At 35.1% G+C, this 20,333-nt stretch carries 19 protein-coding genes, 1 tRNA gene and 1 pseudogene; 6 read left to right on the top strand and 15 right to left on the bottom strand.

Annotated elements, in window-relative coordinates:
- Window positions 1-22: 22 nt before the first annotated feature.
- Window positions 23-769 (bottom strand): alpha/beta hydrolase, encoded by a 747-nt coding sequence (locus tag BUB12_RS05105; RefSeq protein WP_072888716.1) that lies wholly within the window; start codon window positions 767-769, stop codon window positions 23-25.
- Between the two features lie 177 nt (window positions 770-946).
- Window positions 947-1,180: a preprotein translocase subunit SecG gene (gene secG, locus BUB12_RS05100; RefSeq protein WP_072888714.1), complete on the bottom strand. Its 234-nt coding sequence runs from the start codon at window positions 1,178-1,180 to the stop codon at window positions 947-949.
- A gap of 184 nt (window positions 1,181-1,364) precedes the next feature.
- Between secG and BUB12_RS05095 the strand changes: the two genes are divergently transcribed.
- Window positions 1,365-2,279 (top strand): alpha/beta hydrolase, encoded by a 915-nt coding sequence (locus BUB12_RS05095; protein WP_072888712.1) that lies wholly within the window; start codon window positions 1,365-1,367, stop codon window positions 2,277-2,279.
- 168 nt (window positions 2,280-2,447) lie between these two features.
- Complete coding sequence (gene ptsP, locus BUB12_RS05090) at window positions 2,448-4,160, top strand: phosphoenolpyruvate--protein phosphotransferase (protein WP_072888710.1); 1,713 nt, start codon at window positions 2,448-2,450, stop codon at window positions 4,158-4,160.
- 48 nt (window positions 4,161-4,208) lie between these two features.
- On the opposite strand, the gene BUB12_RS05085 is transcribed toward ptsP, so the two are convergent.
- Both BUB12_RS05085 and BUB12_RS05080 read right to left on the bottom strand, forming a co-directional pair.
- Window positions 4,209-4,790, bottom strand: a complete 582-nt coding sequence (locus BUB12_RS05085; protein WP_084063219.1) for a nitroreductase family protein — start codon at window positions 4,788-4,790, stop codon at window positions 4,209-4,211.
- A gap of 15 nt (window positions 4,791-4,805) precedes the next feature.
- Window positions 4,806-5,780, bottom strand: coding sequence for a nucleoside hydrolase (locus BUB12_RS05080; RefSeq protein ID WP_072888708.1), 975 nt, complete (start codon window positions 5,778-5,780; stop codon window positions 4,806-4,808).
- A gap of 206 nt (window positions 5,781-5,986) precedes the next feature.
- Here BUB12_RS05080 and BUB12_RS05075 point away from each other — a divergent pair, with 206 nt between their 5' ends.
- The gene (locus BUB12_RS05075; RefSeq protein WP_072888706.1) at window positions 5,987-6,535 is read left to right on the top strand and encodes a hypothetical protein; all 549 of its coding nucleotides are present in this window, start codon (window positions 5,987-5,989) and stop codon (window positions 6,533-6,535) included.
- A gap of 525 nt (window positions 6,536-7,060) precedes the next feature.
- On the opposite strand, the gene eno is transcribed toward BUB12_RS05075, so the two are convergent.
- The 8 genes from eno to rpoN all read right to left on the bottom strand — a co-directional run bounded on the left by eno (window position 7,061) and on the right by rpoN (window position 15,808).
- Complete coding sequence (gene eno / locus BUB12_RS05070) at window positions 7,061-8,350, bottom strand: phosphopyruvate hydratase (protein ID WP_072888704.1); 1,290 nt, start codon at window positions 8,348-8,350, stop codon at window positions 7,061-7,063.
- A 54-nt stretch (window positions 8,351-8,404) separates the two neighbouring features.
- A complete protein-coding gene (gpmI, locus tag BUB12_RS05065; RefSeq protein ID WP_072888702.1) occupies window positions 8,405-9,940 on the bottom strand; it encodes a 2,3-bisphosphoglycerate-independent phosphoglycerate mutase in 1,536 nt (511 codons plus the stop codon).
- Window positions 9,937-10,695: a triose-phosphate isomerase gene (gene tpiA, locus BUB12_RS05060; RefSeq protein WP_072888700.1), complete on the bottom strand. Its 759-nt coding sequence runs from the start codon at window positions 10,693-10,695 to the stop codon at window positions 9,937-9,939. Before tpiA ends, gpmI begins: the two co-directional genes overlap by 4 nt.
- 45 nt (window positions 10,696-10,740) lie before the next feature.
- Complete coding sequence (locus tag BUB12_RS05055; RefSeq protein WP_072888698.1) at window positions 10,741-11,922, bottom strand: phosphoglycerate kinase; 1,182 nt, start codon at window positions 11,920-11,922, stop codon at window positions 10,741-10,743.
- A 126-nt stretch (window positions 11,923-12,048) separates the two neighbouring features.
- The gene (gap, locus tag BUB12_RS05050; protein ID WP_072888696.1) at window positions 12,049-13,056 is read right to left on the bottom strand and encodes a type I glyceraldehyde-3-phosphate dehydrogenase; all 1,008 of its coding nucleotides are present in this window, start codon (window positions 13,054-13,056) and stop codon (window positions 12,049-12,051) included.
- Between the two features lie 35 nt (window positions 13,057-13,091).
- Entirely contained in the window at window positions 13,092-14,120 is a 1,029-nt protein-coding gene (locus tag BUB12_RS05045; RefSeq protein ID WP_072888694.1) for a sugar-binding transcriptional regulator, read from the bottom strand.
- A gap of 141 nt (window positions 14,121-14,261) precedes the next feature.
- Window positions 14,262-14,510 carry a glutaredoxin family protein gene (locus BUB12_RS05040; RefSeq protein ID WP_234982576.1) on the bottom strand — a complete coding sequence of 83 codons (249 nt, stop codon included), beginning with the start codon at window positions 14,508-14,510 and terminating at the stop codon, window positions 14,262-14,264.
- Window positions 14,507-15,808 carry an RNA polymerase factor sigma-54 gene (rpoN, locus tag BUB12_RS05035; protein ID WP_072888692.1) on the bottom strand — a complete coding sequence of 434 codons (1,302 nt, stop codon included), beginning with the start codon at window positions 15,806-15,808 and terminating at the stop codon, window positions 14,507-14,509. Before rpoN ends, BUB12_RS05040 begins: the two co-directional genes overlap by 4 nt.
- A gap of 602 nt (window positions 15,809-16,410) precedes the next feature.
- On the opposite strand from rpoN, the gene BUB12_RS17615 reads away from it, so the two are divergent.
- Both BUB12_RS17615 and BUB12_RS05030 read left to right on the top strand, forming a co-directional pair.
- Complete coding sequence (locus tag BUB12_RS17615; protein WP_159431547.1) at window positions 16,411-16,572, top strand: hypothetical protein; 162 nt, start codon at window positions 16,411-16,413, stop codon at window positions 16,570-16,572.
- A 3-nt stretch (window positions 16,573-16,575) separates the two neighbouring features.
- Window positions 16,576-16,794 (top strand): hypothetical protein, encoded by a 219-nt coding sequence (locus BUB12_RS05030; protein ID WP_072888691.1) that lies wholly within the window; start codon window positions 16,576-16,578, stop codon window positions 16,792-16,794.
- A gap of 133 nt (window positions 16,795-16,927) precedes the next feature.
- Here BUB12_RS05030 and BUB12_RS05025 read toward each other — a convergent pair whose 3' ends face one another.
- Both BUB12_RS05025 and BUB12_RS05015 read right to left on the bottom strand, forming a co-directional pair.
- Window positions 16,928-17,644, bottom strand: coding sequence for a hypothetical protein (locus BUB12_RS05025; protein ID WP_072888689.1), 717 nt, complete (start codon window positions 17,642-17,644; stop codon window positions 16,928-16,930).
- 1,166 nt (window positions 17,645-18,810) lie between these two features.
- Window positions 18,811-18,886, bottom strand: a tRNA-Arg gene (locus tag BUB12_RS05015).
- A gap of 225 nt (window positions 18,887-19,111) precedes the next feature.
- On the opposite strand from BUB12_RS05015, the pseudogene clpP reads away from it, so the two are divergent.
- Window positions 19,112-19,705 (top strand): annotated as a pseudogene (gene clpP / locus BUB12_RS05010) (ATP-dependent Clp endopeptidase proteolytic subunit ClpP); the annotation flags it as partial.
- A gap of 81 nt (window positions 19,706-19,786) precedes the next feature.
- Here clpP and BUB12_RS05005 read toward each other — a convergent pair.
- Entirely contained in the window at window positions 19,787-20,044 is a 258-nt protein-coding gene (locus tag BUB12_RS05005; protein WP_072888685.1) for an HPr family phosphocarrier protein, read from the bottom strand.
- Window positions 20,045-20,333 lie beyond the last annotated feature (289 nt).

Genomic DNA, 20,333 nt, shown 5'->3' with positions numbered 1-20,333 from the left:
TCACTATTTACCCTTAAACTAATCAATTATTCCATTCTAGCGATTCTAGAAATTCATAGACGTCTTCATGCAATTGGTCTTTTTCCTTATCAAGTGTAATAACATGACCAGATTCTTCATACCATTTGATTGACTTTTCGTCTGCTTCCACATTTTCATAAATATAAGTTGCACTTTTAGGATTAATCATTTTATCATTTCTTGCTTGTACAACCATCGTTGGTGTATAGATTGTATCAACATTTGATTTCACTTCATTAATTAGTTTGCCAAGTTGGGTAAACATCTCTTTAGAGTTTTCCATCAAGTACTCTACTTCATGATTGATGGAATCATCATTTTTTCCTTCTAGTTGCTTAAATTCCTTTGAAAAAGCCTTGAACCCTATTGTAAGTTGAGTTTCATTATCAAAGAACATTGGAGCACACATTGGGATAATTGCTTTTATATTTTCTGAATAAGCTAATTTCAGTCCTAGAACTCCACCTAATGAAAGTCCTGCTACAGCAATTTCTTCATACCCTAGTTCTTTTAGATGGTTTAATGCTTTTTGTACATCTTCCCACCACTGATCAGGATTTGATTTGATAAGTTCCTCTGGGGGAAGGCCGTGCCCACGATATATTGGAGCATGACTCGTATATCCTTTTTTTTCTAAAAATCGTCCAAGCATCCGAACATCAGCAGAGTGTCCAGTAAATCCATGTAATAACAACACAGCCCTTGGACCTGCTTCAAACGTAAATGGTTTTGGTAGTTTAATTTTCATGTTCAATCACCTTTACTTTCTCTACTATGTACTATACCCTTTTTTCAGGAAAATATGGCAGCGAGACACTGGGACTGGCACCAAGTCTTAGTGATTCATTCGACAAAATTCGGGAAGTGACAGGCACCAATAACCACAGTAAAAAACCCTTATCACTTTCATGATAAGGGTTTTCTATTATTGTATAACGTATGCACTTAAAAAGGCTAATACAAAGAACAATACACCCGTGATTACTGTGCCACGGTGTAATACGAGGTCAATTCCTCGTGCTTTTTGTTTACCAAATAGTTGCTCAGCTCCACCAGAAATAGCACCTGATAGACCTGCACTTTTACCTGATTGTAATAATACTAAAACAATCATAATAATTGCATCAATTACTAATAATATGTTTATAAATCCAGCCATGTTACCATGACACCTCCTGTAATACAAGACAAATACCTAATACTCACTTTAGCATACTACCATATAGTTTATCAAGAACTATTTCTATCAAAATTATTATTTATTCTTCAATGGTTTTAATATTCGAAAATCTTATATTTATAGCTTATGATAGTATCAATAGATTTGCTCGGGAGGGGTTTCCATGCAAGACCATTTTTGGTTAAAAGCAAAGGATGGAGTAGAAATATATGTTCATAAATGGTATGAACCAAAAGTGAAACCACATGCAATTGTTCAAATTTCCCATGGAATGGTGGAACATATAAAACGGTATGATGATTTCAGTAACCACTTGCTTAATAAGGGAATTTTTGTTTATGGGAATGACCATCGTGGACACGGAGAAACAGGTGAACGTCAAGGATTATTTGGTTTCTTAGCTGATGAGGATGGATTTGACAAAACTGCAGAAGATATGTACCAACTAACGCTTCATATTAAGAAAGAATATCCTGGAGTTCCTGTTATTTTACTTGGACATAGTATGGGATCGTTTTTAGCTAGACGATATATACAGTATCATAGCCATGAAATCGATGCACTAATTTTATCAGGTACAGGATTTTATCCAAAACTAACCACTCTATTTGGAAAAAAGTTAGCCGACACATTGCAACCTAAAATAGAATCTAAAGTGATGAATTCCATTGTTTTTGGTAATTTTAATAAAAGAATACCGAATAAGAAAACAAAATTTGATTGGTTGTCCAGAGATGAATCTGTCGTTCAAGCATACGTACATGATCCCTACGCAGGGTACATACCGACTGGTAAATTCTTTGTTGATTTAATGACAGGGCTAATGTTAATTCATGATCAGCGACAAAATAAGAACATCAGAAATGACTTACCTACACTCATTATAAGTGGGGATGAAGATCCTGTTGGTAACTATGGAAAAGGTATATGGAAAACTGCCAATCTGTTAACAAATGCAGGATTAACTAATATCACTACAAGCTTATTTAATGAGGCACGACACGAAACCTTAAACGAAATTAACAAACATGAAGTGTATCATTTTATTTATGAATGGATTAGGAAACACTTACCTTGAAGTGAGATTTAATTGCTCATTTGCAAGATAAATTTATGATTTATCATAAGTAAACGCCTTCATTATGAACATTTTTTCACAACCAAACCTATTAGTTGATATAAAGTAAATAAACCGTATAAAATGGGAAGGAGATTGATTTTTAAACATGAAGGGTAGGACTGTCATATGACAAACATCAAGGGAATTGCAGCATCATCTGGTATTGCTATTGCAAAAGCCTATCAGTTGGTAACACCAGAATTATCCTATGAAAAAATCTCTATCGATCATCCCGATAAAGAAATAGAACGTTTTGAAAATGCATTAGAAATCTCAAAGCAAGAACTTGAAAAGATTAAAGCTCATACACAAAAAGTACTGGGTGATGAACATGCTGAAATCTTCTCTGCACACTTATTGGTATTAGGAGATCCAGAGTTAATCAACCCGATAAAAGATAAAATCACAAATGAAAACACAATGGCAGAAGCCGCTTTAGAAGAAACTGCTAATATGTTCATCTCCATGTTTGAGAATATGGATAATGAATATATGCGAGAACGTGCGGCTGATATTAGAGACGTAACGAAACGCATCTTAGCTCATCTTTTAAATGTTAATTTTCCAAACCCTGCATTAATCGATGAAGAAGTGATCGTTATTGCTAGCGACTTAACTCCATCAGATACTGCTCAATTAAATCGTCAGTATGTAAAAGGATTTGCAACAGATATTGGCGGTCGTACATCCCACTCTGCAATTATGGCAAGATCACTAGAAATTCCTGCAGTTGTAGGAACAAAAGATATTACTCAAGCAGTTCAAAACGATGACATGATCGTTATTGATGGAATTGAAGGAAACGTCGTAGTGAATCCTAGTGAAGAAGAGCTTGCTTCGTATCGTGAAAAACAAGATAACTTTGCAAAACAACAAGAAATCTGGGCACAGCTTAAAGATGAGCCTACCTTTACTGCTGACGGAGAACAGGTAGAGTTAGTTGGTAATATTGGTACTCCTGAAGATGTAACAGGTGTTATTAATAATGGTGGAGAAGGTGTTGGCCTATATCGTACCGAATTTCTATACATGGGAAAAAGTGAATTACCAACAGAAGAGGAACAATATGAAGCGTATAAATCAGTACTTGAACAAATGGGAGACAAGCCTGTTGTTGTTCGCACGCTTGATGTTGGTGGAGATAAGGAACTCCCATATTTAGATTTACCAAAAGAAATGAATCCATTTTTAGGTTTCCGCGCTATCCGTTTCTGTTTAGAAAATGAGCGCGTATTCCGTCCACAATTGCGCGCACTTTTACGAGCTAGTGTATATGGTAACTTGAAAATCATGTTTCCGATGATTGCTACCTTAGAGGAATTCCGTCAAGCGAAAGATATTTTATTAGATGAAAAAGAATCTTTGAAAAAAGAAGGAATAAAAGTGTCCGATGATATTGAAGTAGGGATCATGGTTGAAATTCCTTCCACTGCTGTTATTGCTAAACAATTTGCAAAAGAAGTGGATTTCTTCAGTATCGGAACAAATGACCTAATTCAATATACAATGGCTGCAGACCGTATGAATGAAGAGGTTTCATACTTATATCAACCATACCATCCTGCCATCCTAAACTTAGTGAATAATGTTATCGAAGCAGCCCACAGTGAAGGGAAATGGGCAGGAATGTGTGGAGAAATGGCAGGAGACCCAATTGCTATTCCAATTCTATTAGGACTTGGCCTTGATGAATTCAGTATGAGTGCAACTTCTATCTTACCAGCACGTACACAAATTAAAGAATTATCAAAAGAAAAAATAGCATCAAACAAAAAGAAAATCCTCTCTCTTGGAACTGCAGAAGAAGTAGTCGATTTTGTTAAAGGTAAAATAGAGTAAAAGGAAAAATGGGAACAACCGCCATATGGTAATTGTTCCCATTTTCTATTATGTAATAATCTCTAATTTTCCCTCAATAGGCGTCCTTTCTCTCATAGGAGGTACTTTTTTAGGAAACCCCATTTGTAGGACTGCTGCAATTTTAACTACATCTGAATCCAACCCTACTGATTCATGAAACTCTTGGTCATACATATAAGGTGTAATCGTCCATAAAACCCCAACTCCATATTGCCAAGCAGCCAATTGCACATTCTGAATAAAGGCACAAACTGCTGCATATTCCTCATCATTTCGAATTGGATCATTTTCTTTTTCATAGTAAATTAATGCATGATGTGGAATAGCATTTAAAAATTCCCTCATGGAATCTATCATTTTGAGAGTCTTTTCATCTTTACTAGTTTTAATCATCCCTATACGTTGATAACTTTTAATTACTTCCTCTATGAAATGATTTTTACCCGATTTTTGATACAGTTTAATCTGCCATGGTTCTTTCATATAATGTGTTGGTGCGTAAGTCCCAAAGGTGAAAATTTCTTTTAATAGTTCTATGTCTACTTCTTCTTTTTTAAAACTGTAAATGGATCTGCGTTCTTTTATTGCATCTAATAGTAAGATTGTCATCACCCCGATTGGTTCTTATTCGAATGAATTACCTGTCATCGTCGTCATAAATTTGATATAAAACTTCTTGTAATCAAAATCAAATGCAATTCTATGTTTTTTAATTTCTTTCTCTGTCTCTTCTTGTAGACTACCAAAACCACGGATATCTGCAATACTTTGTCCTCTCTCCGTTCCTTTGGTTGCCTGGACGATATGAACTGGAAGCTTTCGATATACAAACAACCCTGCATTTTCCACTGCCATCAAAGTAACAACATCATGTAATGGACTTCCCTGGACATTAGGATTACGTTTTTTATAGAAGTCATAGTAAAAATCTAATATTGTTTTTATTATTGTGATTGGATTATTTTTATCTATGTAATCAACCATCTGAGGAGTTGCAATGGCCCGTTCTGTTACATTCAATGGAATAATCGTAACGTTTTCTCCATAAGTAAGAACGATTTGTGCTGCAACAGGATCGCCATGAAAATTTGCTTCCGATACCGCTGTAACATTTCCAGGAACCCAAAATGCTCCGCCCATTACATAGATTCCTTTAACTTCATTAACTAAATTTGGCGATACTAAAAACAAAGTGGCTAAGGAAGTAAGTCTCCCAATATTTACGATTACTAATTCATCCTTATACTTTTTTATTATTTCAATTACTCCATCAAAGTTTTCAAAGTCCGCTTCATCATTAGCAGTTTCTGGAGGGATAATTGGTCCTAAACCATATTCACCGTGGATTTCAGTAGGATATTCAACAGAATCTGAAGTCATTGGATACTTTGCACCTAAAAAAACTGATATATCTTCTACTTCCCCTGTTTCAAACAGACTTCTAACATAGTTCGTATTTGCAACAGCGTTTTCCCTTGGAATATTCCCATAATCTGCGACTACTCCAATAATATCAATATCATCATTAAAATAAGCATATATCAGTGCAATTGTATCATCAATCCCAACATCTCCAAAAAGCAATACTTTTTGAGTCACCAAAATCACTCCTAGTAGGTATTATTTTAACAATATGTAAACCTATTTTGTCCTATGCAGTAATGACCAATTACTCGATTAAAATTAACCTTTGTTTTTTCAAAAATGTATCCTCAAGTATAATATCCTGAGAACCTGTCCTCCGAGTATTATTAGATTTAATGGCACAATGTGCGATTGAATAATATTGTTGGGGGATTTTTTTTATGACGAAAAGAATATTTAGGTTAATTATTGGTTTAACAACAATTGGAATACTTCTAAGCGGATGTTTCGGCGATGGTATATCAATACCTGTTGGAGATGGAGAAAGTATTAAGATTGGAACAGATGAAGAAGATGGAGTTTCCTTTGAAGCTACTGATAAAAATGGAGAGACTGTATCATTTAATGCTTCATCTGACGGGGAAATACCTGAGGATTTTCCGGATTATATTCCTTTTCCAAGTGATTTCCAGGTAAATGCTACGACTACTATAACCGAAAACGGTGAAAAGGGGATGAATGTTAGCTATCAAACGGACAGTGCCACTTTTGAAGAAGTATGGGATATGTACCAAAGCTTTGCTGAAGATAATAATTATGAAGAAATTACTTCAATGACTTCTAATGATTACAACACTATGTTAATAAACAATGAGAATGAGTCGATTGGGATTACAGCCTTTGCAGAGGAGAATGAAGACGGCAATAATTTTGTTACAGTTAATATTGTACACCTTAAAGTATCCGAAGAATCTAATCAGGAAGAATAAAGTGTACCTGAAGTTGAATAATAGGGGTTAATTTATATATATCCCTTATAACGTAATGAATGCTGACTCAGTTACCATAGCTTGCTTTATTCTTATGCTACGCATCGACTTGGCTTCTCGATTACCGTAGATCGGCTTTCCCTTGATCTACGGGCATCGAGTCGACTTCTCGATTACTGTAGGCAGCCTTTTGCTTTCGATTCCGGCATCGATTGGCCTTCTCGATTACCGTAGACAACACTTTGCTTTTGCTTCCGGCATCGAGACACCTTCTCGATTACCGTAGACAACCTTTTCCTTTCGATTCCGGCATCGAGACTCCTTATCGATTACTGTAGACAACACTTTCCTTTCACTTCCGGCTTCGAGACACCTTATCGATTACTGTAGACAACACTTTCCTTTCACTTCCGGCTTCGATACGCCTTCTCGATTGCCCTACCACCATTTCACTCGATTCTAAGGTTATTGAGACACCTAATAATCCAAAAAAAGAAGCTTGGACCCCCAAGCTTCTTTTACATATTATTTATTATTTAAGTTATAGAATGATGCTAAGCCACCGTATTCACCCATGCCAGCTAGTTCGTCTTCAATGCGTAGTAATTGGTTGTACTTCGCTACACGGTCTGTACGTGATGGTGCACCTGTTTTAATTTGTCCAGCATTTGTTGCAACGGCAATATCAGCAATAGTTGCATCTTCTGTTTCACCAGAACGGTGAGAAATAACTGCAGTATATCCTGCACGTTTTGCCATTTCAATTGCTTCGAATGTTTCAGTTAGAGTACCGATTTGGTTCACTTTAATTAAGATGGAGTTTCCTACACCTTGTTCAATCCCTTGAGATAGTTTAGCTGTGTTCGTAACGAATAAATCATCTCCTACAAGTTGTACGCGATCACCTAAACGCTCCGTTAACAATTTGAAGCCTTCCCAGTCATTTTCATCTAGACCATCTTCAATCGAAATAATTGGGTATTTGTTAATCATTTCTTCATACCAATCCACCATCTCTTCAGAAGTACGAACAACGCCTTCTCCTTTTAGATTGTATTTACCATCTTCGTATATTTCAGATGCAGCAACGTCCATCGCTAATTTAACTTCTTCACCTGGTTTGTAACCAGCAGCTTCAATCGCTTCCACAATTGTTTGCAATGCTTCTTCGTTTGAGCCAAGGTTAGGAGCAAATCCACCTTCATCACCAACACCAGTGTTATAGCCTTTAGATTTTAGTACTTTTTTCAGGGAATGGAAAATTTCTGCACCAGTACGTAATGCTTCTTTAAAAGTAGGTGCTGCTACAGGCATTACCATGAATTCCTGAATATCCACGTTATTGTCTGCATGTTCCCCACCATTTAAAATGTTCATCATTGGTGTAGGAAGTGTTTTTGCATTGAATCCACCTAAGTAATTGTATAATGGTAACTCTAAGTAACTTGATGCTGCGTGTGCACAAGCCATGGAAACACCTAGAATTGCGTTTGCACCTAGTTTCCCTTTATTTTCTGTCCCATCTAAATCAATCATTAATGCATCAATTATGTTTTGACGAGTAACATCAATACCAATTAATTCTGGTGCAATGACATCATTCACATTATCGACTGCTTTTTGAACACCTTTTCCTAAGTAACGATCATTGTCCCCATCACGTAATTCAACTGCTTCATATTCACCAGTTGATGCACCACTTGGAACTAGTGCAGAACCGAATGCACCGGACTCTGTAAATACTTCCACCTCAACTGTTGGGTTACCACGGGAATCTAATACTTCACGAGCATAAACATCTGTAATATAAGGCATAACAATCTCTCCTTCATTTCTACTAATTTGTATTCTTATTTATTTTGACCAAAACTATTTAATTAATGATGTACCTGTCATTTCTTTTGGTTTGTCTATCCCTAATAATTCTAATAATGTTGGTGATAAATCTGCTAAAATTCCACCATCACGTAATTCGATACCATCTTTTGTTACGATAACCGGAACAGGATTGGTTGTATGGGCAGTCATTGGATTGCCTTCCATCGTAACTACTTCATCTGAGTTACCGTGGTCAGCCGTTATGATCGCATGTCCACCTAATTCAATAATCTTATCTACCACTTTACCTAAACATTCATCGACTGCTTCAATGGCATCAATTGTTGGCTGTAGCATGCCAGAATGACCTACCATATCAGGATTAGCAAAGTTTAAAATGATAGCATTATGTTCTTTAGAATCCAGTTCTTTTAATAATGCATCTGTTACTTCATAAGCACTCATTTCAGGTTTTAAGTCGTATGTTGCTACTTTGGGTGAATCAATTAACACTCGTTTTTCACCAGGAAATTCTTGCTCACGACCACCACTCATGAAGAAAGTAACGTGTGGATACTTTTCTGTCTCTGCAATACGTAGTTGTTTCATATTGTTCTGGGCCAATACTTCTCCAACCGTATTATCTAAGTTTACAGGTTCATAAGCAACATAACCATTCACTGATTCACTGAAATCCGTTAACATAACGAAATCAAGGTTTTTCGGTGGATTCTCTCCACGATCAAAATCGTGAAAATCCTCGTTAGCAAACGTACGGGAAATTTGTATAGCACGGTCTGGACGGAAATTATAGAAAATAATCGAATCATCATCTTCTACTTTTCCAACCGGACTTCCACTTTCATCCACGATAACCGATGGAATCACGAATTCATCATGGATTCCATTTTTATAGGAGTCGTCGACAACCTCTTGAGCTGATTTATAGGTAGGTCCTTCACCATGAACCATTGCATCGTATGACTTTTTCACTCGTTCCCAACGCTTGTCACGGTCCATAGAATAATAACGGCCGGAAATTGTTGCGATCTGACCAATCCCTAATTCTTTCATTCTAGCTTCCGTTTGTTCAATATACCCTTTAGCTGTCTGTGGTCCAACATCACGACCATCAAGAAAAGCATGAACAAAAACTTTATCCAAATTTTGATCTTTAGCAAGTTTTAATAAAGCAAATAGATGTTCTATATGACTATGAACGCCACCATCTGATAAAAGACCAAAGATGTGCAGTGCTTTATTTTTCTCTTTCGCTTTATTAATCGATTTTAGAAACGCTTCTTTTTCATAAAACTCGCCCTCTTCAATGGACAAGTTCACACGAGTCAAGCTTTGATAAACGATACGGCCAGCTCCAATGTTAAGATGGCCTACTTCTGAGTTACCCATTTGTCCTTCTGGTAAACCAACTGCTTTTCCACTAGCCTCTAACTGATTGTGTGCATACTTTTCCCAAAAACGATCGAAGTTTGGCTTTTTTGCTTGCTTGACTGCATTTCCTTTATCCTCATTCCTTATCGCGAATCCATCAAGGATAATTAATGCAGCTAATTTATTATCACTCATTTTGCTCCTGCCTCCACAAGCTGTAAAAAGCTTTCAGACTCTAAACTTGCACCACCAACTAGTGCGCCATCGATGTCAGATTGAGCTAATAATTCATCAACATTAGCAGGTTTTACACTTCCACCATACTGAATGACAACTTGTTCAGCAATTTCTTCAGAAGTTACTTCCTTCACTACTTCACGAACGTGCGCACATACTTCATTAGCATCTTCACTAGAAGCTGTTTTTCCTGTGCCGATTGCCCAAATTGGTTCATAAGCTATGATTGTCTTTGCAACTTGTGCTTCTGAAAGTCCTTCTAATGCCTTTTTCACTTGGTCGCCAACTAATGCTTTTGTTTCGTTAGCTTCACGCTGCTCTAACGTTTCCCCAACACAAACAATAGGTGTTAAGTCATGGTTGAAAGCTGCATGTACTTTTTTATTAACTGTTTCATCCGTTTCTGCAAAATACTCTCTGCGTTCAGAGTGACCTAATACAACATGAGTTACTCCAATGTCTTTTAACATGACTGGGCTTACTTCACCAGTGAATGCTCCATTATCTTCAAAATGCATGTTTTGCGCACTAACTTTCACATTAGTACCTTTTGCTTTATCTACTAACGATGGTAAGTGTACATATGGAGCACAAACAATTGCTTCTACGTTATCGTTGTTAGGAATCTTATCTTTTACATCGTCAATAAATTGGTTCGCTTCAGCTAGAACCTTGTTCATCTTCCAATTTCCTGCAATTACTTTTTTACGCATTCTCTCACCTCTACATCATTGTATTTCTCACTTTGCAAGCAAATTTTACTTATCACTCAATGCTGCTACACCTGGAAGAACTTTACCTTCCATAAATTCTAAAGAAGCTCCTCCACCAGTTGAAACATGGTCCATATCTTCAGCAAAACCAAATTTCTCAACTGCTGCTGCTGAATCTCCACCACCAATTACAGTGTACCCCTCTGTGTTTGCTAACGCTTCTGCAACACTTCTAGTACCACCTGCGAATGCATTTAATTCAAATACACCCATTGGTCCGTTCCAAATGATTAGTTTTGAATCAGTTACAATTTGACTATATTTCTCACGAGTGTCTGGGCCGATATCTAATGCTTCCCAGTCAGAAGGGATCTCATTTATTGGTACAATCTTAGTGTTAGCATCCTCACCGAAATCATCTGCAACGACTGCATCAACAGGAAGTACAAAGTTTACACCTTTTTCTTCTGCTTTTTTCATGAAATCTTTTGCTAATTCTATTTTATCCTCTTCTAGGAGTGATTTTCCAATTTCATGACCTTGCGCTTTAATAAAGGTATAAGCTAACCCTCCACCAATTATTAAGTTATCCACTTTATCTAGAAGGTTATCAATGACGTTAATTTTATCTTTTACTTTTGCTCCACCAATAATTGCTGTAAATGGACGTTCAGGATTTTCAAGTGCTTTTCCTAATACCTCAAGCTCTTTTTCCATTAAAAAACCAGCTGCTGATGGTAAATGCTCGGCAATCCCAGCAGTTGATGCGTGTGCACGATGTGCTGCACCAAACGCATCATTTACATAGAACTCAGCCAACGCTGCAAACTCTTTAGCCAATGCAGGGGCGTTTTTCTCTTCTCCAGCTTCAAAGCGAACATTTTCTATAAGTAAAATGTCGCCATCTGCTAGTTGTGATATAGCTTCATTCACTTCACTACCATATACGGCATCTGTTTTCGTAATATTTTTTCCAATTAGGTCACTTAACCGTTTGGCAACTGGATCTAATCGAAGTTCTTCAACTACCTGTCCTTTTGGACGACCAAGATGACTAGCTAAAATTACAATTGCCCCTTCTTCGGACAAATGTTCAATTGTAGGTAAGGCTGCCTTAATTCGTGTATCATCGGTTACTTCACCATTTTTCATAGGTACGTTAAAATCAACACGACAGAAGACTTTTTTTCCTTTTACATTAAGGTCTTTGATGGTTTTTTTATTCATCTTATACCCTCCCAAAATATGTATAATATCATCTTTTTAGATTACCCATGATTTCAAAACTTACGCATATCTATTATAACAAGAGAAAGGAGGAGGAACACTGCCCTCCTCCCATTACTTAAACTATTATAGTCCTTGTTTAGCCATATATGCTGCTAAGTCTACACAACGAGTAGAATAACCCATTTCATTGTCATACCAAGATACAACTTTAACTAAGTTATCTTCCATTACCATTGTTGATAGACCATCTAAAATAGAAGAGTGTGGATTTCCAACAATATCTCTAGATACTAATGGCTCTTCACTATATTCTAGTACACCTTTTAGATCACCTTCAGCAGCTGATTTGAATGCACCATTAATTTCTTCAACAGATGCATTTTTGTCTAGTTCTACTACTAGGTCAACTAGTGATCCATCTGGAACTGGTACACGTGCAGCCATACCATTTAGTTTTCCTTCTAATTCTGGTAGCACTAGGGAAACAGCTTTTGCAGCACCAGTAGTAGTTGGGATAATATTTTCTGCTGCAGCACGAGCACGACGATAATCTTTATGTGGTAAATCTAAAATTTGTTGATCATTTGTATAGGCATGTATTGTTGTCATTAGACCACGCTTAATTCCAAAGTTGTCGTGTAGAACTTTTGCAAATGGTGCTAAACAGTTTGTTGTACATGAAGCATTGGAAACAATATCATGTTTGCTTGCATCATAATCTGTATGGTTTACACCCATAACTACCGTGATATCTTCATTTTTAGCTGGTGCTGAGATAATTACTTTTTTAGCTCCTGCATCAATATGTTTTTGTGATGACTCACGGTCAACGAAACGACCAGTTGACTCGATTACTACATCAACACCTAAATCTCCCCAACCAAGATTTGCTGGATCACGTTCGGCCATTACTTTAATTTCTTTTCCACCTACAACGATATTATTTCCATTTACAGAAACTTCTTCTTCCAATTTTCCGTGAACAGAATCATATTGTAATAAATGAGCTAGCATGTTTGCATCTGTTAAATCATTAACAGCTACTACCTCTACTTCACTATTTTTAAGTGATTGACGAAATACATTACGCCCAATACGTCCAAATCCATTAATACCAACTTTTACTGCCATGATATATTCCTCCTAAAGTATATATGTTTTAATATTTAAAGGGAATAATCCCTTAATATCTCCATCGCTGCTGCCTCATCCGTTATTAGTAAATCACTTTTACCTTGTTTAAAATAGGACGCAATTGCTTGTCCTTTCGATTTGCCACCAGCAACTGTAATTACATACTCAATTGTCTCTAAATCTTCCAATTGAATTCCTACAGTTCTTACTTTGTGTACAACAGTACCATCCTGATCGAAATAGTATCCAAAAGCCTCACTTACAGCCTTCTTCTTCTGTAAATCTGTTAATATGGATTCTGGTGTCTTACGTCTTGATGCCATCGTTAGAGCATCCCCTATCCCGTGCAAAACAACACTAGCACCCTTTATTAGCTGTAAGACCTCATTAATCGATGGTTCATTGATAATTGATTGGTAAGAAGTTTCACTAATTGGGTCTGGCACATACAGTAAACGATATTCCCCATTAGACTTTCTTGCCATTTCAGCTGCAATTGTATTCGCTTGGTTTTCTACCTTTTCTCCTATTCCACCTCGTGCAGGGACAAAAAGGTAGTTTGCAGCTCTTTCCAAAGGTGTCATTACACTAGCTACAGCTGCCATCGTTGTTCCTCCAGTTACTGCTATGGAAGAATCATCCGTAACGACACGTTTTAGATACGCAACACATGCTTTTCCAAGTTCCTGCTTTACCCAATCATGTTCATCACTATTTCCAGGTACAACAATGACATCCTTTATTTGTAATGTTTCCCTTAGTTGTTTTTCTAAAACATTTAAACCCATTATTTCATTCATAAATTGAGTCAATTGCTCTAGAATTAATATACCCTCATTTGTAATTAGCATTCCTTTTGTAGTGATATCAATAAGACCTTGCTCATTTAAAAAGTCGATTTCACCTCGAACAAATCGCTCTGTCAACTTTGTATTTTCTGCAAGCCCCCTTCTTCCAATTGGTTGGAGATTTTTCACACTATGCAGGATTGCATACCTTTTTTGCATGACTTGAAGTAAGTCTGGAACTAATTTTTTTTGTAAATCTATTAAGGCTCTCATTATAAAAGCTCCTTCATATGGGTCAAATAAAGTCCCGCATGGTGCTATTATGTCCCACCTTATGTAAAAAAATACGTACATAAAATCTTATGTACATTAATATTGTACCACATCCTTTTTATAATACAAATATTTACCTTTTTAATTATGAATATTATCTTTCAATGCTTTTTCTAATGATCCTATGTTCAGTTCCTCACAATTTAATGTCGTTTGGTTAATTTGTACATATGGGATAAGAAGTTGGTATTCCTCCAGCCATTCATCTTTCGTATAGATGTCCCGTTCTTCTAATTCAAATGGATAATCATGTTGTAGCATTAACAATAATGCTTTTGCATCATCACAAAGAGAACAGTTATCTTTTGTATAGTAAATTACTTTCATCATAATGTATTTCCTCCTCGATTTTTACGTTTCATGGATGATGGAATATTTAATTGCTCCCTATATTTCATCACCGTACGCCTAGCCACTTGGATACCAAATTCTTCATTTAATTTCCTTTTTATTGTTTCATCGGAAAATGGCTTTTGTTTGTCTTCATAGGCAATTATTTCTTCAATTAGTTTTTTTATAGTAAAGGCTGATGTTTCTGTTCCGTTAGATTGTTTAATGCCAGATTGGAAAAAGAATTTTAAAGGGATCGTACCATAATTTGTTTGGATATATTTATTTCGTATTGTTCGACTGATCGTTGATACATGAACATTCAAAACGTCTGCCAAATCTTTTAAGGTTAATGGTTTTAACATAAACGTACCATGTTCAAAAAATAAAAACTGTTTTTCTACTATTAGTTGTATTACGGATTCTAACGTATTTGTTCGGTACATAATCGCACCTTGTAACCATTCTACCTGATTTTGTTTTTCTTTTAAGTACATTTTTGTTTCCTTGTTCAACTGATCAAACTTCTGATAATCCTGATTCATTCTAATTGCTGGAGATGTCCATTGGTAAAAATCGATTTTCCAGCTTCCTTCTTCTTTATATACATTCGCTTCTGGAATGACATATTCAGGAACTTTAGTATTAATCAATGTACCAGGCTTCGGATGACAGCTTTTTATATTTTCTAATGTTTCAAAAGCCTCTGTTTCTGTAACTTTATAAATATCCATTATTTCTGATACATCTTCATTTGCTACTAAATTTAAATGTTGATTTAATAGTTCTTCAATATACGTATGATACTTATTCATTCTCTTTAATTGAATAATAATACATTCTGATAACGATCTTGCTCCAATTCCTGCAGGATCTAAAGATTGGATGATTCTCAATGCCTCATCTGCATCTGATTCTGAAATAGAACAATGATTAGCTAACATGCTTAAATCAATCGTTAAGTAACCATTTTCATCCAATGAATCAATACCAAAATAGACAGCCTCCTTTATATCCTTCTTTACTTGGATTGTCACGAGTTGTTCCTTTAACTCGTCATACATGGACATAGGCTGCTGGGTTACTTCCTCTATCGGATTATAACTACTATATTTCTCTTTATATGTAGAAATTTCATAATCAAAATTAATATCTTCAATTAACGGGTTTTCATTTGCTAAACTCTGAATATATTCGATCATCTCAATACTTGAGAGTTGGAGAATCTGAATCGCTTGTAAAAGAGAGTGATTCATTTTTTGTTGTAGCTTCTGCTCTTGAACTAATTCTTGCCTCATCTATATTCCCCCTCTCACATATTCTATTTTGCCATAAAACATGGTTCAGGTTAAGTAGAGTATTTTGCTATTCTTTGAACATCTGGTTAAAATATGGTAGCACGAGTTAGAAAAAACCCTTGCTACCATTTTATAATTACGCGCCCAGAGGGATTCGAACCCCCGACAAACCTGGTACCGGAAACCAGTCAGACTTATTATACCACTTTTCAAACCTTACTAAATAGTTATCTTTATGATTAACTTTATCTTTTAGTGTTAGACTATTTCAGTTTATTGAATCCGATTCGTCTGCAAAATTGTTAGCATATTTATCTAAACTTAGATGACTAACTTCATTAAAAATGCCTGTCTATAATATCGTTGTTAATAATTCCTGATAGTTTTTTGAATTCAAGAAGGAATTAAACCAATCCGAGTTGAATATATATAATAGTTAATTATTTCAATCAGTATTAAGTCAAAAAAATTTCACAACAGAAATTTGTATCCATTGATATTTAGAACGTGGAGATCTCTCCAAAAGCAAACAATATCTATGATTTAGTGGAGTTTTTAGTTTTAAAAATAGATAATCTCTACGAAAAACAAGAGGAATAACTATGGCAAGGAAAGTACTTAAGCAAAACTTTGATAAGTTCAATGAATATTGGGGAAATCAGGATATGCTCCTTCATATTACTGATAAAGTACTTAAATCCAAACTATTTAATCAAAAGTGTGGTGAACTATTAAACACTTTCATAATAAGAAAGGGGAATTAGAAAATGAAAGCAATAATTATAACAGTGATTTGTAGCTATGTTTTTATTTTTGTGTTAGGAAGCAACGTAGGATTTTTATTCCCAGGGGTTTTTAATAAACCTGAAACAAGTTATTTTGGACCAGTTTATATGGGATTTATTTTCTTAAGTGCATTAATTGTAGCTTGTACTTTATATATTAAAAATTGTATTGATAAATTAAATAAGAATAAAGAATCTTGAAACTCTAAACATACTATCGAAAAGGGTAAAAGTTTTAATTAAAAAATATCATTAAAAGTCCCCTGAAATTTATGCTCTAAATTTCAGGGGACTGTTCGAAGATTATATTATTAACCTTTTATTTTTATTGATATTAATTTGATACTCGTCCAGTGACTCTGCCAACTCCTGCAACATCCATTGCAACGTTGAAGTTTATTGCTCCATATCCTGGTATTGAGAATCCAGGAGTAATATTTATAGTAGTATGACCATATTCAGCATAAGCTGTTAAATCCTTTCTTCCAGTATGAGCACCATTTAAATCAAATGTAGCACTTCCTGAACGAGCCCACCAATAGTTATCTTGTTGGGTCATAGGAATTCTTATACCTCTACCAAATGATGCTGGTCCATTATTAGCTAAGATTGTAGCGCTCTCATATAAGTATCCTGGGGATCCTGTAATAGGAATATATGTTAATGAACCACTACTAGAAGTTACATGCCAATCATTCCAAGAAACTCCAATGATATCTGTCCTCTTAATTAACGGTACACCAGCCCAAGTCCAATTGACACCTAATTGTGCGTTTGTTCTGTTTGTAAATGAGTTATGTCTAACATATGGCGCAGATAATCTAAGAGTTAATGTTGCTGCAAGTTTAATAGTTTCTTCTTCTTTTCCTTCGTAATTCCTTAATAAGTCAATTTGATCCTTAGAATAACCTAAGTTTTCTAATTCTTTATCACTTAGCTTACTATTAGCTTTTAAATGATTCGTATATACTTCATCTAAATTATGAATAATCTCAATCTCATCTTCGCTAAATCCATTAATCTTTAATCTGCTAGAACTGTTTTGAGACATTTTTTTAAGAGCTTCATACTCATTAATTATAACTGCTTCACCGTTATCGAAATCCTCTGCGCTAACATTAATTGAGAATAGACAAAAGCTTAATAATAATACTAATAAACCAATTGTTTTTTCAATTTACTTCCTCCTAGTAAATAAGTGTATTTTTCTATTTCTTTTTTTATTTCCTCCTTTCATAACTACTAATTCAACAATAAATGATAAATAACCTTCCATTTTAGCTTGGGAAAGTCTTAGTAAAAAAGCACTATTAGACTACAAAAAACTTTCCTACTTTCCTAAAATAAAATAACCCCAGAAAATGAAGGTTAATCGATTTGTATTCAAATTTCGAATAATTCAATTTTAGTACCATCACCAAGTAATAAATACTTTTCCACGGGATCAAGCTTACCACTAACTTTTTCTCATAGCTATAGTTCTGATTATATTTAATAATCACAGTTAGGTTATTATGAATGGCCAGCTGTAGTTTTTCTGCCTCTTTACTTTTTCAGCATTTCAACCGATATGATTATTTAATTTCTTTCGTGAGGAATATTAATGAAAAACAAGAAAAATATTGTTGAACAGATGGGGGATTTGATATTTTATGTATACATATTAACTGGAGTGTCTGTAATTCCGATTTGAGTATTTTTAAATTGGATAAATGATTGTTTTTAAACCATTAACTATTGAAACTATTACTTTATTTGAGATACTATTAGCTGTTCTTGGTATTATTTATTCTATTTATAACAATAATTTAGCTAATCTCAAAGTGTACGAGAAAAATTATAATAACATTTCACAAAAGACAAAGAAATTTGTGTTAAGCCAACAATATATGGGGAGCTCTCCCTAAAAGGCATACTCACGCAACATTACTATTATAAGATGGGGTACATCCAAAAGTAGTTCAAGAAAGATTAGGTCATAGATCGATACAAACAACCTTAGATACTTATTCACATGTTATTCCAGGTATCCAAGAAATTGCAGCAACATCGATTCAAAAATCACTATACAAGAAAGAAGAAAAAGAATCTAGAAATGTTGTTTCGATTGTTAAAAATTAGCTAATAAAATTATTTCGGAATCCGAAGGTTAGAATTCCATAAAAATAGCAAGAGGTTGAAAAACGCTCACCCCCTTGCTACACCTGAATTATAGAACGCGCCCAGAGGGATTCGAACCCCCGGCAAACCTGGTACCGGAAACCAGTGCTCTATCCAACTGAGCTATGGGCGCATATATTTCACACATACGCTATTATAACGCGCATACATTTATTAAACAAGTGTTTTATGATTAGTTTAAAATATCCAGAAAAAGGGTATCCTTTCAAGTATGGATTTTATTACATAATCAAAGAAACAATTTAATTGTTTTCATTTGACCATCATTGACCTTTTAGTTATGATTAAATTAAATCCAATAACAAATGGATGAACGTTATCGAATAAGGAGGATGTTGATATGAATTTAATACCTACAGTTATTGAACAAACAAATCGTGGGGAACGTGCATATGATATTTACTCACGCCTATTAAAAGATCGTATTATTATGCTTGGGAGTGCTATTGATGATAATGTAGCTAACTCAATAGTTGCTCAGTTACTCTTCTTAGAAGCCGAAGATCCAGATAAAGATATTTCTCTATACATCAACTCACCTGGTGGATCGATCACAGCAGGAATGGCTATTTATGATACAATGCAATTCATTAAATCTGATGTATCAACAATTTGTACTGGAATGGCTGCATCTATGGGAGCATTCTTATTAGCTGCTGGTGAAAAAGGGAAGCGTTTTGCACTTCCAAATAGTGAAGTAATGATTCACCAACCACTTGGTGGTACACAAGGTCAAGCGACTGATATTGAAATTCATGCTAAACGTATTGTTGAAATGAAAAAGCGTATTAATGAAATTTTATCAGAACGTACAGGCCAACCAATCGAAGTAATCGAAGCAGACACAGAACGTGATAACTTCATGACAGCTTCAAAAGCTGTTGACTACGGATTAATTGACCGTATCTTAGAACGTAAAGAAGACCAATAGAAAAGAGGCATCCAACTAAGGATGCCTCTTCTTTATTACTATATGTTATTTCTTTCACATACTTAAGTAAAATATAAAATATTAACTATTTGTTGACACAAACGATATCAAGTGAGTAATTGCTTCTTCTTCATCTGCCCCATCAGCAATTAACGTAATGTCTTCACCAGAAGTAATCGCCAAACTCATCAACCCCATAATGCTTTTGGCATTCACCCGTTTACCACCTTTTTCTAAAAATAAATGTGCACTATATCGATTTGCTTCTTGAACAAATTTTGCAGCTGGTCTCGCTTGTAGTCCAGATTCAAGTTCCACCTTTACAGACCTCTCAACCAAGTTTCTCATCCTCCCTATAATTGCAAGCGTTATCATGTTGATTTACTAAAAACTTAGTAAAATTTATTATATCATAGATAAATAATCTTTTACATAATAAACTTCTCCTTATTAGTAAACTTTTGAATTGGATTCTCCTTGACCATTACATGGAGGGTAAATTTAATGTTTGTATAGTGAAAGCAAATTGGTAAAACTAGAGGGAAAGATGGATCATGGATTTGCTCGACTTGAGAAGAAATATGATGGTTACGCGTTGAACTAACTGAGACAATGGAAACTGTCGATT

It is taken from the genome of Ornithinibacillus halophilus, from assembly GCF_900129485.1.
In the GTDB taxonomy this organism is placed as follows: domain Bacteria; phylum Bacillota; class Bacilli; order Bacillales; family Amphibacillaceae; genus Ornithinibacillus; species Ornithinibacillus halophilus.
The sequence above is the reverse complement of the archived record's forward strand: the minus strand, read 5'-3'. Positions and strand labels throughout refer to the sequence as shown.

What these genes read in the sequence shown, in the direction of transcription:
- BUB12_RS05105 (WP_072888716.1), bottom strand. Translation starts at nt 769, where the DNA reads ATGAAAATTAAACTACCAAAACCATTTACGTTTGAAGCAGGTCCAAGG.
- secG (WP_072888714.1), bottom strand. Translation starts at nt 1,180, where the DNA reads ATGGCTGGATTTATAAACATATTATTAGTAATTGATGCAATTATTATG.
- BUB12_RS05095 (WP_072888712.1), top strand. Translation starts at nt 1,365, where the DNA reads ATGCAAGACCATTTTTGGTTAAAAGCAAAGGATGGAGTAGAAATATAT.
- ptsP (WP_072888710.1), top strand. Translation starts at nt 2,448, where the DNA reads ATGACAAACATCAAGGGAATTGCAGCATCATCTGGTATTGCTATTGCA.
- BUB12_RS05085 (WP_084063219.1), bottom strand. Translation starts at nt 4,790, where the DNA reads ATGACAATCTTACTATTAGATGCAATAAAAGAACGCAGATCCATTTAC.
- BUB12_RS05075 (WP_072888706.1), top strand. Translation starts at nt 5,987, where the DNA reads ATGACGAAAAGAATATTTAGGTTAATTATTGGTTTAACAACAATTGGA.
- eno (WP_072888704.1), bottom strand. Translation starts at nt 8,350, where the DNA reads ATGCCTTATATTACAGATGTTTATGCTCGTGAAGTATTAGATTCCCGT.
- gpmI (WP_072888702.1), bottom strand. Translation starts at nt 9,940, where the DNA reads ATGAGTGATAATAAATTAGCTGCATTAATTATCCTTGATGGATTCGCG.
- tpiA (WP_072888700.1), bottom strand. Translation starts at nt 10,695, where the DNA reads ATGCGTAAAAAAGTAATTGCAGGAAATTGGAAGATGAACAAGGTTCTA.
- BUB12_RS05055 (WP_072888698.1), bottom strand. Translation starts at nt 11,922, where the DNA reads ATGAATAAAAAAACCATCAAAGACCTTAATGTAAAAGGAAAAAAAGTC.
- gap (WP_072888696.1), bottom strand. Translation starts at nt 13,056, where the DNA reads ATGGCAGTAAAAGTTGGTATTAATGGATTTGGACGTATTGGGCGTAAT.
- BUB12_RS05045 (WP_072888694.1), bottom strand. Translation starts at nt 14,120, where the DNA reads ATGAGAGCCTTAATAGATTTACAAAAAAAATTAGTTCCAGACTTACTT.
- BUB12_RS05040 (WP_234982576.1), bottom strand. Translation starts at nt 14,510, where the DNA reads ATGATGAAAGTAATTTACTATACAAAAGATAACTGTTCTCTTTGTGAT.
- rpoN (WP_072888692.1), bottom strand. Translation starts at nt 15,808, where the DNA reads ATGAGGCAAGAATTAGTTCAAGAGCAGAAGCTACAACAAAAAATGAAT.
- BUB12_RS17615 (WP_159431547.1), top strand. Translation starts at nt 16,411, where the DNA reads ATGGCAAGGAAAGTACTTAAGCAAAACTTTGATAAGTTCAATGAATAT.
- BUB12_RS05030 (WP_072888691.1), top strand. Translation starts at nt 16,576, where the DNA reads ATGAAAGCAATAATTATAACAGTGATTTGTAGCTATGTTTTTATTTTT.
- BUB12_RS05025 (WP_072888689.1), bottom strand. Translation starts at nt 17,644, where the DNA reads ATGTCTCAAAACAGTTCTAGCAGATTAAAGATTAATGGATTTAGCGAA.